This is a genomic window from Salinispira sp., from assembly GCF_059431795.1.
Map to the genome: position 1 here is coordinate 99746 of NZ_JBXWXS010000003.1, position 15383 is coordinate 115128.

General features: G+C 48.4%; 11 protein-coding genes. 7 read left to right on the top strand and 4 right to left on the bottom strand.

Annotated elements, in window-relative coordinates:
- Positions 1–65 precede the first annotated feature (65 nt).
- The 7 genes from gcvH (at position 66) to AC52PS_RS01670 (ending at position 9619) form a co-directional block, all read left to right on the top strand.
- Positions 66–455, top strand: a complete 390-nt coding sequence (gcvH, locus tag AC52PS_RS01640) for a glycine cleavage system protein GcvH (RefSeq protein ID WP_495561282.1) — start codon at positions 66–68, stop codon at positions 453–455.
- Positions 455–1786, top strand: coding sequence for an aminomethyl-transferring glycine dehydrogenase subunit GcvPA (gene gcvPA / locus AC52PS_RS01645; RefSeq protein ID WP_495561283.1), 1332 nt, complete (start codon positions 455–457; stop codon positions 1784–1786). Before gcvH ends, gcvPA begins: the two co-directional genes overlap by 1 nt.
- A gap of 1 nt (position 1787) precedes the next feature.
- Complete coding sequence (gene gcvPB, locus AC52PS_RS01650) at positions 1788–3275, top strand: aminomethyl-transferring glycine dehydrogenase subunit GcvPB (RefSeq protein WP_495561284.1); 1488 nt, start codon at positions 1788–1790, stop codon at positions 3273–3275.
- 434 nt (positions 3276–3709) lie between these two features.
- On the top strand, positions 3710–4966 hold the full coding sequence (locus AC52PS_RS01655) for a diaminopimelate decarboxylase (protein ID WP_495561285.1): 1257 nt from the start codon (positions 3710–3712) through the stop codon (positions 4964–4966).
- Positions 4967–4999: 33 nt separating this feature from the next.
- Entirely contained in the window at positions 5000–8077 is a 3078-nt protein-coding gene (locus tag AC52PS_RS01660; protein WP_495561286.1) for an AIR synthase-related protein, read from the top strand.
- A 31-nt stretch (positions 8078–8108) separates the two neighbouring features.
- Positions 8109–8831, top strand: a complete 723-nt coding sequence (locus AC52PS_RS01665; protein ID WP_495561287.1) for a phosphoribosylformylglycinamidine synthase subunit PurQ — start codon at positions 8109–8111, stop codon at positions 8829–8831.
- Positions 8832–8881: 50 nt separating this feature from the next.
- Positions 8882–9619 carry a bifunctional nuclease family protein gene (locus AC52PS_RS01670; protein WP_495561288.1) on the top strand — a complete coding sequence of 246 codons (738 nt, stop codon included), beginning with the start codon at positions 8882–8884 and terminating at the stop codon, positions 9617–9619.
- 3 nt (positions 9620–9622) lie between these two features.
- Here AC52PS_RS01670 and AC52PS_RS01675 read toward each other — a convergent pair whose 3' ends face one another.
- The 4 genes from AC52PS_RS01675 to AC52PS_RS01690 are packed head-to-tail and all read right to left on the bottom strand — an operon-like array spanning position 9623 to position 15354.
- Complete coding sequence (locus AC52PS_RS01675; protein ID WP_495561289.1) at positions 9623–11356, bottom strand: hypothetical protein; 1734 nt, start codon at positions 11354–11356, stop codon at positions 9623–9625.
- A 1-nt stretch (position 11357) separates the two neighbouring features.
- The gene (locus tag AC52PS_RS01680) at positions 11358–12515 is read right to left on the bottom strand and encodes a DUF58 domain-containing protein (RefSeq protein ID WP_495561290.1); all 1158 of its coding nucleotides are present in this window, start codon (positions 12513–12515) and stop codon (positions 11358–11360) included.
- Between the two features lies 1 nt (position 12516).
- Positions 12517–13497 (bottom strand): AAA family ATPase, encoded by a 981-nt coding sequence (locus tag AC52PS_RS01685; RefSeq protein ID WP_495561291.1) that lies wholly within the window; start codon positions 13495–13497, stop codon positions 12517–12519.
- 33 nt (positions 13498–13530) lie between these two features.
- Positions 13531–15354, bottom strand: a complete 1824-nt coding sequence (locus AC52PS_RS01690; RefSeq protein ID WP_495561292.1) for a putative glycoside hydrolase — start codon at positions 15352–15354, stop codon at positions 13531–13533.
- Between the last annotated feature and the right edge of the window lie 29 nt (positions 15355–15383).

The window sequence follows — 15383 nt, forward strand, 5'->3', positions numbered from 1 at the left end:
TATAAAATTTCGCTCTGACACTTTTAGCGGAGCACATAGCATGCTAATGTTTCATTGGAGGAATCATGAAATACGATAAAACAGTGATGTATCAGAAGTCCCATGAGTGGGCAAAAAAAGACGGGAATACCGTAATTGTGGGTATTTCAGATTATGCACAGGACAGCCTTGGAGATGTTGTATTTGTAGAGCTTCCGGAAGTAGGTTCAAGCATGAGCCAGGGTGATGCATTCGGTGTGGTGGAAAGTGTAAAGGCCGCCAGCGATGTTTTTGTACCTGTAAGCGGAGAAATCACCGAGGTGAATGAAGAGCTCTCCGATAACCCTGAGCTGATTAATGAAGATCCTTTCGGAAAGGGGTGGATAATTAAAATCCAGGCATCGGATGAATCAGAGCTGGATGGATTAATGGATGCGCAAGCATACGAGGAATATACGAAAGATTTGGATGATTAATGAATTTCAGCGGAAATGAAGCCAGGCGAGATGAGATTCTGTCTCATCTCGGGCATGAAAAAATTTCGGATCTTTTTTTACAGGTTCCCAGTGAACTCTTATATCCTGATATTGATATAAGCAGTGGACTGGACGAGCAGTCCCTGGGCAAACACTTCCAGGAATTGTCCGCCGCCAACGGCCCCTCGCTCGGGGGGCTTCGTTTCCAGGGCGGCGGGTTTTATCATCATTATATTCCTGCGGTTGTGGACTATGTGAGTTCCATGGGGAGTTTCACCACAGCCTATACCCCGTATCAGGCTGAAGTAAGCCAGGGTACACTCCAATCACTCTTTGAATATCAGACATATATTGCTGAAATTACCGGAATGGAGGTGGTAAACGCATCTCACTACGATGGTGCTACGGCATATGCTGAGGCGTTCCGGATGATGTATGAGGCAAACAGGAGAAAAGGAAAACGGATCTTGGTATATTCTAGTATTTCCCGGGAATACAGTGAAATACTGGATACATACCTTCAATTTACCGAGGCACAGATTGAGTATCGGGATCTGTTTTCCCGTGATGGGCGTTCTGGGGAGATTGAAATACCTTCCGATTGTGCTGCGGTGAGCGTTTCTCTTCCTGATGTACACGGAAGAGTGGCAGAAATACGTCATCTTGCAGAAATGTGTAAAAAGGCCGGGACGCTCCTGCATATCCACGGGGATCCGCTTCTTATGAGTGTTATTTCCTCTCCCGGTCAGCTGGGAGCTGATGTATATACCGGGGAAGGTCAGGTTTTAGGAATACCGGTAAATCTGGGGGGGCCGTATCTGGGGATTTTTGCCGTGTCAGGAAAACTGCTGCGGAAAATACCCGGACGGATCGCCGGAGAAACGGTGGATACCATGGGCAAACGGGGGTTTGTACTGGCTCTCAGCACCCGTGAGCAGCATATCAGAAGGGAACGGGCCAGCAGTAATATTTGTACAAATCAGGGACTTATGGCTCTGAGAGCATTGGTGTATATGTCAGCCATGGGAAGAGACGGTCTACAGACTGTAGCCAGACGCTGCATTCATAACGCACATTATCTTATAGAAGGTCTCAGGGATCTGGATTCGGTGAGTATCGATGAACCGGACGCACTTCATTTTCGGGAAATACGGATAACATGTGATTACTCTGTGGATAAGTTGATGAAATATGCTGAAACACAGGGTATAACACCAGGAATTCCTGTGGATAAGAATTCCATTCTTGTCTCTACCACAGAAATCCATGAAAAAGAGGACCTGGATTCGCTGATCGCCCTATTCCATACTCTTAGTCGACAGGAAGGTTGATATGAGCAACGATACAAATACCCAGCCCGGCACCATCGGTGGAGATCCGGGACATATACCTCTTCTATGGGAGAACATAGATACAAGCCGGGTAAACCAATATATCAGTCCGCTCCGGAATGAGAGTATGCCGGAAGCCTTTTCTGCATTGGCACGTGGAGCGGAAGATGAGACATCCCTTCGTCTTCCACAGCATAATGAGTTGTACATTGTACGGCATTTCACCAGATTGGCTGCTGCCAATTTCAGTATCGATTCCAATATGTATCCACTTGGTTCGTGCACGATGAAGTATAATCCCAGAGTGAACGATTCGCTGGCAGCCGAAACTGGATTCGCGGCGGTGCATCCTTCGGATGCCCTGAAGGCCCAGGGAAGTTTGGAAGCATTGTACAAACTGCAGCAAGCACTTGCCCGACTCAGCGGATTTGATACTGTTGCGCTTTCACCTGCCGCGGGAGCCCAGGGGGAGCTTACCGGTGTGATGATGATGAGAAAATATCATGAATCCCTGGGCGATTATGGGAGAACCACGGTATTGGTTCCGGATACGGCCCACGGTACTAACCCGGCAACGGTAGCAATGTGCGGTATGAAAGTCCGTACTATTCCGAGTAACGAATCCGGACAGGTGGATCTGGCTCAGCTGGATGAACTTCTGGATGAAAGCATCGCAGGAATGATGCTTACCAACCCGAATACACTGGGTATCTTTGAGAAAGACGTTATGGAAATTTGTTCCAAAGTACACAAAGCCGGTGGGCTGATGTATGGGGACGGTGCGAATTTTAACGCCATAGCCGGAATAGTCCAACCTGCAGCCCTTGGCTTCGATGTGATGCATTTTAATTTGCATAAAACGTTTGGCACACCCCATGGGGGCGGCGGGCCGGGAGCAGGCCCGGTTGGCTGTACCTCCCAGCTGAGGGATTTTTTGCCCGGACCTCTTATTAGGGAGGAGAGGGACAGCTTTGTTCCATATAATCCTGAAAAAACAATCGGAAAATTGAAAACCGGATTCGGTAATTTCGGAGTTCTGCTAAGAGCATATGCATATATCACCGGTCACGGTGTGGACGGCATTACAACGAACAGTGAGATGGCCGTGTTAAAAGCAAATTACCTACGGAATATTTTGGCTTCGCGGCTTCCGGCATATCACGACACCCCAACCATGCATGAATTTGTTGCATCGAATCCATTAAAAAACGGTGTAAGTACCATGGACATCGCAAAAATGCTTTTGGACAAGGGATTTCATGCGCCCACAGTATACTTTCCCCTCACGGTGAAGGAAGCGTTGATGATAGAGCCAACCGAGAGCGAAAGTTTTGAAGAGATTGAAGCGTTCGCCTACGCTCTTATGGATATTCTTGACACTGCAGAAGATAATCCTGAACAAGCCCATTCAGCACCGGTAACAACCCGGCTTGGGCGTCTGGATGAAGTCTCCGCAAACAGGAAACCCGTCCTCCGCCATAAACTCTGATTTCAATTCCCCATTATATTACCGGCGGCAGTGTGTACTGCTGCCGGTCCAGGTAAAAGGATAAAAAAAACGCAGACGGTGTACCAAGCCGTCTGCGCCATACCAGAAACCACGAAATTGACGAGGATCACAATTAGGATTGTGTATCCATAGTCATGTTAGGAGACTTACAAACAAGAATATACAATACCTGAGTCATAACGTCAACAATATCTGTAAAGTTTATTAAAAATATCGTCTTATTTTCGGGCTTTGTTAGCAAGCATCCGGACTGTCCCGAAACGTGGGAAGCGCTGTCTGTAATACGGGCGGTTACAACGGATATTGTAATTGACAATCCCGGAGAAACTCCATAATTTACCCTTGGCAACTCTGTACAATGCGCTGTAGTACTAATCACCCTGACATAAGAAAATATTCAATAAGGAGCATATATGCCCGAACGACAGTTTCCTCTGAACAGGAATGACCTTGAGAAGCTCACCGAGACCTATCCCACCCCGTTTTATCTGTATGATGAAAAAGCAATCAGGAAAAATGCCGGCTACATGAACAACAGTTTCCGATGGGTTCCCGGCGGATATAAAAATTTTTATGCAGTAAAAGCCCTTCCGAATCCATATGTGCTGGAATTCATCAGGGAAGAGGGAATGGGATTCGATTGCAGCTCTAAAGCTGAGTTGCTTCTTGTGGAAAAGCTGGGAGTTCGGGGTGAAGAGATTATATTTACATCCAACGATACTCCCGCAGACGAGTATCAGAAAGCGATGGATCTTGGTGCAATCATCAATCTTGATGATATTACTCATATCGATTACCTGAATGAAAACTGCGGTATGCCCGAGCTGATATGTTTCCGGTACAATCCCGGACCGCTGAAAAAAGGAAACGCAATTATCGGAAAACCGGAGGAGGCCAAGTACGGTCTTACCCGGGAGCAGTTGTTTGAGGCATATGAGAAAGCAAGAATTTTAGGTTCCAAACGCTTTGGTCTTCACACCATGGTTGCCAGTAATGAACTGGATCCAGAATATTTCATTGAAACTGCTCGCATGCTATTTGAGCTTGTTGTGGAGCTGCGGGAAAAGCTGAATATACATATAGAATTCGTAAACCTTGGAGGGGGGATTGGAATTCCCTACAATCCGGGCGAAACCCCCGTGGATCTTGAGAGAGTTTCCCGTGGAGTGAAGAAGCATTATGATGAGATAATTATTCCCGGGAACGCTCATCCCCTGAACATTGTGACTGAAAACGGCCGTGTTGTTACCGGTCCGTACGGCTACCTGGTCACGCGGGTTATCCATGAAAAGCATACCTATAAAGATTATCTCGGTACGGATGCCAGCATGGCGAATCTCATGCGTCCTGGAATGTATGGAGCCCACCACGCCATTTCGGTGCCGGGAAAGAGCGGAAAGGCAGACAAAACATACGATGTAACCGGTTCCCTGTGTGAAAACAACGACAAATTTGCAATTGATCGTAAACTTCCGGAAGTTGAGGTGGGAGACCTACTGGTTATTCACGACGGGGGCGCCCACGGACATTCTATGGGATTCAATTACAACGGAAAGCTTCGCTGTGCAGAAATCCTTATGAAACCGGACGGCAGTACGTGTCAGATCAGACGGGCTGAAAACTATGACGACCTGTTTGCAACTCTGGACTTCTCCGGGTTAAAATCATAAGCAAAACAGCCATATTTCATAGGAAACAGGAACATGCGCATAGAAATCTCGTACCGACCGGAGTTTGAAGACGGAAAGGTTCGAAGGATCCTCAGGGGTCTGGAGCCGGAGCTTTCAGAACATATTACAGGTTTGCGGATAGTAGATGTATATCTGCTTGAGGAAGACCTGAAGAATCAGGCCGGGGAAATATCTCGCCTATTTCTAGATCCTGTTTCCCAGCAGGCTGCAGTTCGACTGACATCCGAGGACATCGGGTTGATTGACGGCGATTGGGGAAAGAAGGGGGCTGCATCCTGGGACTTGATGGTTGAAATCAGCTATAAACCCGGAGTAACCGACCCGGTTGCGGTAACCGCCAGGGAAGCCCTGGAGCTTGAACTGGGTTCAGCACAAGCCGGTTCGGTTCCGGACGGGAAACACAGCGCCCCTTTGCGGGTACAAACTGCCCGTCAGCTGATATTCACATTTTCTCCAGATCTGGAGGAAGATGGCAGAGATCAGCTGACCCACAACCTCCTTCCAGGGTTGTCCAACCCTCTGATCCAGAAACAGCTTTCCATCAGTGCAGCGGAATACAACAGGGGAAAGCGCTTTCCCCTTTTATATTCTTTCGTAGATGAATCGGATGTGCCGCCTGTTGAATATTTTACGATTGCCGATATGGATGATGAGCAGCTTATGACCCTGAGCAAAGAACGGCTGCTTGCACTCAGTCTTGATGAAATGCGGGTCATACGTGAACAGTTCTCCCGGTCCGAACAGATAGAGGCGAGAAAGAAATACGGCATTTCCGAAAATATCAGTGATATAGAGCTTGAGATGCTTGCCCAAACCTGGAGCGAACACTGTAAACATAAAATTTTTCAGGCCCGTATAGATTACCGGGATGAAAACGGAGAATCCAACAGAATTGACGGCCTGTTTAAAACCTATATCAAGGCGACCACCGATGCACTGAGTGGATCCCGGTTTGACCTGCGGTCGGTGTTTCATGATAACAGCGGAGTTGTGGATTTTGATGATGAGCACGTGGTGTGTTTCAAGGCGGAAACCCATAATAGTCCATCAGCTCTGGACCCGTACGGGGGAGCAATAACAGGAATTGTGGGGGTAAACCGGGATATTATGGGTACCGGAAAAGGTGCACGGCCGATTTTCAACACCAATGTGTTGTGTTTCGGTCATCCCGATACGCCCAGGCAGGAAATTCCCAAAGGACTTCTTCACCCGAAAAAGGTGATGTCAGGTGTTCATGAAGGGATAATAGACGGAGGAAACCAGAGCGGAATTCCCACGGCTGCAGGTGCTTTTCTCTTTGATGATTCTTATTTGGGAAAACCGCTGGTGTTTTGCGGAACCGGTGGAATTATGCCCCGGAAAATCCTTGGTGAAGAAAGCTGGGTTCAACATGTCGATGCCGGTGATCTTGCCGTAATGCTGGGTGGACGCATCGGTAAGGATGGTATTCACGGGGCAACCTTCAGTTCTCTTGCCCTCGATGAGGATTCTCCAACATCGGCGGTTCAAATCGGAGATCCGATTACCCAGAGAAAAATGCTGGATTTCCTCCTGGAAGCAAGGGATAAGGGTTTATACAAAGGTATAACCGATAACGGAGCCGGGGGTTTATCATCAAGTCTGGGGGAAATGGCCGAGATTTCAAACGGAATTCGGGTAGACTTGGATAAAGCACCCCTGAAATATGCAGGACTGGCTCCATGGGAAATTTGGGTCTCCGAAAGTCAGGAACGCATGAGTCTCAGCGTTCTTCCAGATATGTGGGAGGCTTTTCTGGATTTGGCTCGTAGAAGGGGGGTTGAAGCCTCTGTTGTGGGCGAGTTTACCGATTCCGGTTTTGTGGAACTTCGCTACCACAATGAAACCCTTGGACTTCTGCCGCTTGAATTTGTACACAACGGCCTACCGGTGATGGAGCTGAAAGCCCAATGGATTGAGCCAGAAAAAAGACGTCCGGAAGCAGAATCGAGAGCATACATTCATCGGCATACGGAAATGTGGAATGACAGAAATTTCCTGAACACCCGCCTTCTTGAGCTTCTTTCTGAGCCGAACATTAGGTCAAAGGAAGATTTGGTCCGACAATATGACCATGAGGTGCAGGGCCAGTCGGTTGTTAAACCTTTTACCGGTATCAATGCAGATGCTCCCAGTGACGGGGCTCTGCTCCGGCCGGTTGCAGAATCCTTCCGGGGTTTAACGGTAACCCATGGGGTATGCCCGCGGATGTCTGAAGTCGATACCTACCAAATGGCCGCTCATGCGGTTGATGAAGCATACCGGGCTCATATTGCACTGGGCGGGCATCCAGATATGGCTTCGGCACTTGATAATTTTTGCTGGCCGGACCCGGTTCAGTCCGAATACACTCCGGACGGTGAATATAAGTTGGCTCAGCTTGTTAGGGCAAATCAGGGGCTGAAGGATGCCTGCATGGAATATAATTTACCCCTGATATCCGGAAAAGATTCAATGAAAAACGATGCAGTATTGGGTGGCCGGAAAGTCTCCGTATTGCCTACGCTGCTGGTGAGTCTCATGGGTATTCATGAAAACGTAGAACAAGCCACAGATCAGAGTTTCACCCATGAAGGAGATGGTATTTATCTTCTGGGACCCGCTGAAGTATGTCTCGGGGGGAGTTATTTCGAAAAGCTTGAAGGAGTTCAGCTTGGTTCCTCACCCTGCATAGATCTCAAAGCCAATAGACAACGATACGAGGCGGTACACACCGGGATTCAGGCCTCCATGTTTTCTTCCATCCATGATATTTCTGACGGCGGTCTTGGAGTCGCCCTTGCTGAAAGCTGTATTGGCGGACGGATGGGAGCACGCATAGAGCTGGCGGGACTGAATGGCGATAATGATAATCTCACGGCAGCAGAACTGCTTTTTTCCGAGGGTGGTGGGCGTCTTCTTGTTTCGGTTCCCAATTCGAAAAAGCAGGCATTGGAATCAGTTTTTCGGGAATCGGAACGGATATTTCTGGGAACTACCGGGGGAGATAGTCTGGATATTCAATTTGGTGGAAATACAGTAAGTAATGTGCCAGTGCATAGGCTTGTAGAATCATTCAGGATTTCATGGTAATCCCCGGGAAACGGGAATAGGAGCAAAGCAGGTGATCGCAATACTGACCGGATATGGAATAAATGCCGATAAGGAACTGGGTGAAGCATTTACAGCCGCAGGTGGAACTGTAGAGTTCATTCACCTTCGTGATCTCATCGAGAATCCCGACACGCTTGAAGCTTTCCGCATTCTTGCATTTCCCGGGGGATTCAGTTTCGGTGATCACATTGGATCGGGGACAATTCTCGGTCATATGGTAAAAAATCATCTGTACCATGCAATCAACCGGCTTATTCACCAGGACGGCCTTGTGCTGGGTGTGTGCAACGGGTTTCAGACTCTGGTGAAAATGGGCCTTTTGCCCAATACCCGGGGAGATTGGAAGAATGAAGCCAGCCTGATATCTAATGATAACGGTTGTTTTATTGATGACTGGGTGGGTTTGACGGTAAATTCATTGAATCCATCTCCGTGGATTCGAAATTTGCCGAATTTTGAATGCCCGATTCGTCATGGTGAGGGAAAGTTCATCTATTCAGGGATTCAAACGTTTCCCGATGAGCTTGTTGCGTTCCGGTATCAGAATAATCCCAATGGATCTCACATGGATATTGCCGGAATTACTGACCCCAGCGGACGGGTGCTGGGAATGATGCCCCATCCAGAAGCCTTTATTCGGGGAGAGCAGCATCCCCGCCGCTTGAAAACCCCGGAGGGAGCCGGACTGGCCCTTTTTCACAATGCAGTAGCGTATATATCCATGGGAAAATAGGCAGAATTCCCGTTTGGATTTTCACTTTCTAAAGAGTACTTTATAGGTATATGAAAAATATTATGCTTGTTGAAGCGGAAATATGGACAGTAGCCCGTACTGAAAAAGGAAATGCGGTTCTGGTAAAACCCCTGGATGCGGAGCGAGCCGTTCCCATTTTTATCGGGCAGCTGGAAGCCCAGTCAATTCTGATAGGGCTTGGAAAGGTGCCCATGCCCCGCCCGTTGACCCATGACTTGCTTCTGAATATCGTAGAAAAAATGCATATGTCAGTAGAACGGATAGAAATAAATGATTTGAAAGACGCAACCTTTTACTCCCGAATTATTGCGAAACAGGGAATGAAGAAATTTGTGTTTGACTCCCGCCCCTCTGATGCCATGGCTCTAGCTACAAGGGTTAAATGCCCTGTGTACATAGCAGAATATATCATTGATGAGGCGAGTATCCCCCTATCCATGATCAGCGACTCGGATCAAATGACCCAGTCTGTAAATCAGAGTGTGCTGGAGGAACTCCAACGGGCTTTGGATACAGCTGTGGAGGAAGAAAACTACGAGGAAGCTGCCCGGATCCGGGATAGAATACGGGAAGTAGAGGAAGAAAAGCAAACTGAACAGACGACAGCACAGCCCACATTGAATGAAGATGTGGAGTTCAATGTTTTCGATGATACAGAGGACTTCATAGACGATGAGTTGGAAGCAGAATCAGACATAGAAAATGAAGTGTCTGAAAATACAGATTCGGAAGATGGAGAAGAACATGATGATGACATTGAATCGTAATGTTTAATCCTGACCTGTTGCCTGAATAAAATCCCTAATATATATGAGAGCCTGCTTCGCTTCTGTCAACCGTGAGTCCTTGAGAAGATGGGGTGAAAACAGTGACTCTTCAAACCCCGATGCTATTTTCTGCACACTCTCTGAAAGGACTTTGTTTCCCGTATAGTCGGGGCTTTCAAAACTGAATTCCAAAAGAAGGGTCTGGATATTCCGAGATATTTCCCGGATCGTATTGCTGGGCCGGATTTCCAGTCCCAACTCCCCGCAATCAAGTACAAGACGTTGAAATATATCTGAAAAACTGGAAACCTCTTTGCGTTTTTCCCTGCTGCGGCCGTTGATCTCAGTTGCAGCGAGCATTTCTTGGATCATTTCCTTCTGTTCAGATTCTGACTGTTTTCGCCGGCTTCCCGGCCGGGTTTTTCCCAGAGTTGTAAGCCAGGAGAGAAAACTCTTCACAGCCTGTACTGGAAGAGAGAACACTGAACCGATATTTTTCAGCAGATCTGCCAGCCAGATACCACCGAGCCGCCGGAAAATTGAGAAAAAATCCCGGACGCCTTTTGAGCGTAAAAGCTTTTTAATCAGCCGGGGAATCTCCGGGTCCTTAAAAAGAGGCAGTATGGCCACATAAAACAGCAGCCCGACTCCCAAAGCAATCAGAATGTTGTCCAGGAGGGCGGCGACAAACTGTGCATTCGGGTTCATGGGGCGGGAAATGAACTCATCCCAGTTTGCTGCACCGCTTTGCATAAACTGATTTCTGATAAATTCAATTTCTTCCACCTGGCTTGCTGGGTTATCTATCTGGAACGCTTCAAACATATGTACAAGAAACTGATACAGCGTGGAAGGGGGAATAATGCTGCGGTCAGCCGAGAGGGGAATGGCCACAAGGCCGGATAACAGAATCATGCTGATAATAAAGGTGCTGCGCAGTCTTCTTTGCCCATCGTCGGGCAGTGCACCATAGGCCAGGTAGCTGTGGTCCTGGGCGTACATCCTGGTGATTGCTGCCAGGTGGAGTTGACCTGCAATGCTGAGAATAGAAACAGTGATAATTCCTGGTGATGCCGAAGGAATTTCGCTCCAATACATCAGCATGAGAAGGGCCGTGAGAACCAGGCGAAATGAAGAGGAACGCCTGCTTGCCACCATCTGGGAGTAAGAAGCCTGTACCAACAGCTGATCATCCTGCAGGATCCGGGTAATTTCCTTTCCACTCCTGCCGTCCAGCAATTTGCTGATTTCCAACCTGCTGAGAAGTCCTTGAAAAGCACCACTCTGGGAAAACCAGAACAACATGCCCCAAATAATAAGAAAGCCCGAGCTGCCGTCGGGGACAAGAAGACGTCGAATAATTCCCGACCTAGTGAAGACCTGGTTAGCGCTAACCTGTGCCTGGCCGGAAGCCGGCACCAACATGAAAAACAGATTGGCCATTACCCCGAATATATACAGAAACACCAGGAGCAAGCCGATTTCCCGAATTTTCCCCGATGCGTAATTCCTGCTCCTCCTGCTGAAAACGGCAATACTATAATCCTCCAGCCCCAGAAAAAGTGATAACAAAATAGTCAGAGGCATGCTCACACGGAGTGAAAAATCATATAAGACGGTGAATTCCGATAAAATCCCCGCAGCCAGAAGATACATGGAGGCCGTGGACCAGAACGAAATGAGGAGGAACGGGATACTGAGTCTTATACGGTCGGTCCGGTTTGAGTTTCTGCTCATGCTACTCAAAGATTTCCTCCCCGTATTCCCGTATTCCCAGAATTTTCATACGGGAAAACGCCGGAGTAAAGCGTGGTGTAACAAAATCTGCTCTATGAACCCGATCCTCAAGACACCAGTAATCAAATGGACTTCCCTGAGGGAGTAATGAGGCAATCCGCACATATTCTTTTTCCGGAATAGGAGGAGAAATCAGGATCACCCGTTCACCCTGGGTGAAGCTGGTTGAGCTGAGAATTTCAGATACGTCGGGTCCGTCAGCGGAAACGGGACCTTCAAGACCAGCCAGGTATTGAAGTATTGCTGCCGTCTGGTTGCGCGCCTTGGGGTAATGAATACCGCTTCCGCTGATTATCAATCGAAGTTCCTGGTTGAGTTCTTCCCAATGACGGCATGCGCTGGCACAAACTTCTATTATTCGCTCAAAGTTTCTGTATTGGGTATTGCCTTGGAATGCCCGTGCTGAAGCATTCATAATAATGGTAACCGGCGATGACATGGTGGAGCTGTACTCCATTACCTGAAGAATTCCGGTTTTTGCGCTGGATTTCCAGTGAATTCGTCGGGGGTCGTCTCCAGAAACATATTCCCGCAGACTCCGGTACCGTCCGGGATCTTCATACATACGATTCTGAATACTGATTTCACCCAGCGGAAGTCCTCGGTTTAATAGATAATCCAGAGGATACACTCTTGGGAGTACCAAAAGTTCGGCCTCTGCACCGATGCTCAACCGGGTGGGAAACATTCCGAGAGGATCGCAGAAAAAAATCTCTCCCGGACCGATTCTGAAGCGGCCCCTTCGATCCGATTTCACATTATAGACCAGTTCAACACTCCCCTGTGAAGGCAGGGTGTAGACAGCCACCTGATCCCCCATAACCGACATGCCTCCGGCATCATCGGCTATGAGCACCGAGGGTACTCCGAAGGGAAGTGGATTAAAAAGTCTGATTCTAATGCTGATAGGCGTGAGACGGAATGTTCTGGGGCTGAGATCCAGGCGTTCAACCTTCAGCGATTTGCGAAGCAGGCGGACATAAAGATAGCTGAGAAGAACGGTGGATATCATGGTGAGCGCCAGCCATTGAAGGGCTGCAATGGGAAAAAAAAGAATAATACTTAATCCGGCCAGCACCGGAGGCAGCCAGGAAATCATTTTATGCCCCGTTATGTTCCGCAGAAGGGGCTTCGACTTGTTCGAGAATTTCTTCAAGAATGCCTGCTGCAGTCAGCCCCCGCATCCTGGATTCGGCTTTGAGAATTATTCTCTGGGAGAAAACCGGGGTGAAAAGGGTTTTTACATCGTCGGGTATCACGTAGTCCCGACCGTTAATTGCGGCTAATGCCTGAGATGAACGGGAAAGACTGAGACTGCCCCGGGGGCTTACCCCCATCTTAAGGGCCGGATGACTGCGGGTTGCCTCACTGAGGTCAAGAATATAATCAAGAATAGATGTTTCCATGTGGATCCCCAGGATGCTCAGGCGGTGTTTGAGAACGTCCTCGTTGCTGGATATCCCGTTAAGCTGTTCTACCGGATGTCGAGCCTGGCGTTGGCCGAGAATTATGGAACGTTCACTGCCTCTGTCCGGGTAGCCTATTCCCAGGCTCATGAGAAATCTATCCCGTTGAGCTTCGGGCAGAGGGAAGGTTCCTTCAAAATCTATGGGGTTTTCAGTGGCAATAATGATGAACGGTTGTGGGAGTTGGATGGTTTTTCCATCTATGGATATTTGGTACTCGGCCATGGCTTCCAGCAGTGCGCTCTGGGTTCTGGGGGTGGCACGGTTGATTTCATCCACCAATACGATGTTAGATAAAATGGGTCCCCGTTTATACTTGAAGGTTTTGTCTTCAGGTTGATATACGGTAACACCCAGAATATCACTGGGAAGAAGGTCCGGCGTGGCCTGGATTCGGGAGAATCTCCCCCCCAACGCAGTGGCGATTGCCCGGGCAAGAATAGTTTTTCCCACCCCGGGAATGTCTTCAAGTAACACATGTCCGCCAGATAATACGGCTACAAGTATTTTTTGGATCACTTCAGGTTTTCCGATAAATGCCTTCTGAACTTCCTGCAGCACAGAATCTGCCCAGAGTTTTATTTCCCCGACGCTATTTTCGGATGTTTGTCTCATTACCGATTCCTTTCTGAGGGTTTTGGTCCGGAACTAGTCAACGGTCACACCTGGATCAGATTCGTCCATTGAGATGCGGGCAGCCTGCTGTATACGGGAGCGTACTGCCTCACGGTCAACCATGTAGTATCTCCCAGAATTATTCCAAAGAGTGAAGCCGTTGCCGCCGCCCTGGATTGTACCATGAAGTTGACGATCCATATATTCGAAATACTCCTTCTCATCGTAGCGAAGTTCGCCTCCGATGAGAAATGCCTGAACATACTGCCGGATGAGTGCCCGTTCACCGGTAATGGCTCTGGCTCTCCTGGTGCCTTCTTCGTAAATCAGCTGTGCGCGGTCGAAGTAACTCAGCTCGGGGAAAAAGCTTCTCGGATAATGGCTGGGATAGGACATGGGAGAGATTACATCTACATAATGACTCATGACTTCAATGTCCTGTCCTAAATAGCTCATTCTGGACCAGGCATTAAAGCCGAAGACATCCGTACCGATGGGGATACTCAGCCGATTCCTGGCTTCGGAAAGAAAACGGGCCAGAATTCTCACTCTCTGGGAATTTCTGTCCACATGCATTCGTTTGCCATGATCATCCAGCAGGTAGCGGGTGACGATATCTTCGGTTTTCCCATCGGAAGGAAAACGGATGTAATCGAATTGGATCTCATCCACTCCCAAGGTTTCCAGTTCTTCAGCCAGTTGGATATTGTAGCTGCGTACAAACTCTGAATAGGGGTCCACCCAGTATTCAACCTGTTCCACCCTTGGTTCGGGATCGGGATTCTCATCGGTGGCTTCGGTCTCGTAGCGGCGATATACCCCCCATGGTTCGTTGAGCCGAGAGTCCCAGAGCGCGTAGGCGTTATTATCGTAGGCATACAGGGCCTTATCTTTGAAGACCACCAGTCTGGCGATGACATATATGCCTTTGCTGTGAAATGCTTCTATAAGCTCGGCTGCATCGAACAGAGGCTGTGAGGTTCCCGCGTTACGGACAACAGGGAGTTGGCTCTCATAGCGTACCAGTCCCAGATCATCCTTAAAATCCACAACTACAGAATTGAAGCCGTGATCCAGTGCATAGTTTACGTACTCATCCAGTCTGGCGGACGCCTGATATGCGCTGATGTAGAACCCGTATTTGTCAGAGGCTGCTTCCCTTCGTTTTTTCCAGGCTTCATCCCTTTCAAAAGTCTCAGGAAGCACAGAATTTTCCACTGCTTCCGGGGGAATCGGCCAATCCGGGGAATAGCCGGTTTCAATGGTTTGGTTTTCAGATGCACGAAAAGAGCCGCTGTCGGTGTTCAGCAAGTATTGTCTGCCCTGGAAGCCTGCCTGGATGAAAAGCTGTGAACTTTGAGGAAGAAATGCCAGACCTGAAATTTCGTTATAGAAACCCGTGCCCTGGTAAAGACCTTCCATCTCTGCCCGGGGATCAAGATCCTGCCAGGTCCGGCCGCCATCTCTGGACTCAAACAGACCATAATAACTGGTTCCAATAACCATATGATCGGGATTTTCCGGATTCCGGGCTGCTGCGGTGATATATGTGGCATCTGAAAATTGTGCTCTGGGATTCAAGCGCTGCCAGCTGTTCCCCGCATTATCGCTGATATAGAGAAACTCTCTGCCCGGATAGGCCAGAAAGCGGGGAATTTCCTCCGAGATTTCTTCGGGAACCTGGGAAGTACCGGCCTCTCGGGAAGTACCGGCCTCTCGGGAAGAGTCCGTCTGTGCACCCGTGGGTCCATCAGGAACCGGTGCTTCAGACGATTCGGCGTACACGTTTGTATTTAACAGACAACTCTGGAAAAACAGAGTCATCGGGATCAACAGGAGCATTTGATATACTTTCATTGTATGAAGATTAGCAGAATTAAACAGGT

Excerpts from the sequence above, each read along its gene's own strand:
- gcvPB (WP_495561284.1), top strand. The coding sequence starts at position 1,788 with ATGAGCAACGATACAAATACCCAGCCCGGCACCATCGGTGGAGATCCG.
- AC52PS_RS01685 (WP_495561291.1), bottom strand. The coding sequence starts at position 13,497 with ATGAGACAAACATCCGAAAATAGCGTCGGGGAAATAAAACTCTGGGCA.
- AC52PS_RS01670 (WP_495561288.1), top strand. The coding sequence starts at position 8,882 with ATGAAAAATATTATGCTTGTTGAAGCGGAAATATGGACAGTAGCCCGT.
- AC52PS_RS01680 (WP_495561290.1), bottom strand. The coding sequence starts at position 12,515 with ATGATTTCCTGGCTGCCTCCGGTGCTGGCCGGATTAAGTATTATTCTT.
- AC52PS_RS01675 (WP_495561289.1), bottom strand. The coding sequence starts at position 11,356 with ATGAGCAGAAACTCAAACCGGACCGACCGTATAAGACTCAGTATCCCG.
- AC52PS_RS01690 (WP_495561292.1), bottom strand. The coding sequence starts at position 15,354 with ATGAAAGTATATCAAATGCTCCTGTTGATCCCGATGACTCTGTTTTTC.
- AC52PS_RS01655 (WP_495561285.1), top strand. The coding sequence starts at position 3,710 with ATGCCCGAACGACAGTTTCCTCTGAACAGGAATGACCTTGAGAAGCTC.
- gcvH (WP_495561282.1), top strand. The coding sequence starts at position 66 with ATGAAATACGATAAAACAGTGATGTATCAGAAGTCCCATGAGTGGGCA.
- AC52PS_RS01660 (WP_495561286.1), top strand. The coding sequence starts at position 5,000 with ATGCGCATAGAAATCTCGTACCGACCGGAGTTTGAAGACGGAAAGGTT.
- gcvPA (WP_495561283.1), top strand. The coding sequence starts at position 455 with ATGAATTTCAGCGGAAATGAAGCCAGGCGAGATGAGATTCTGTCTCAT.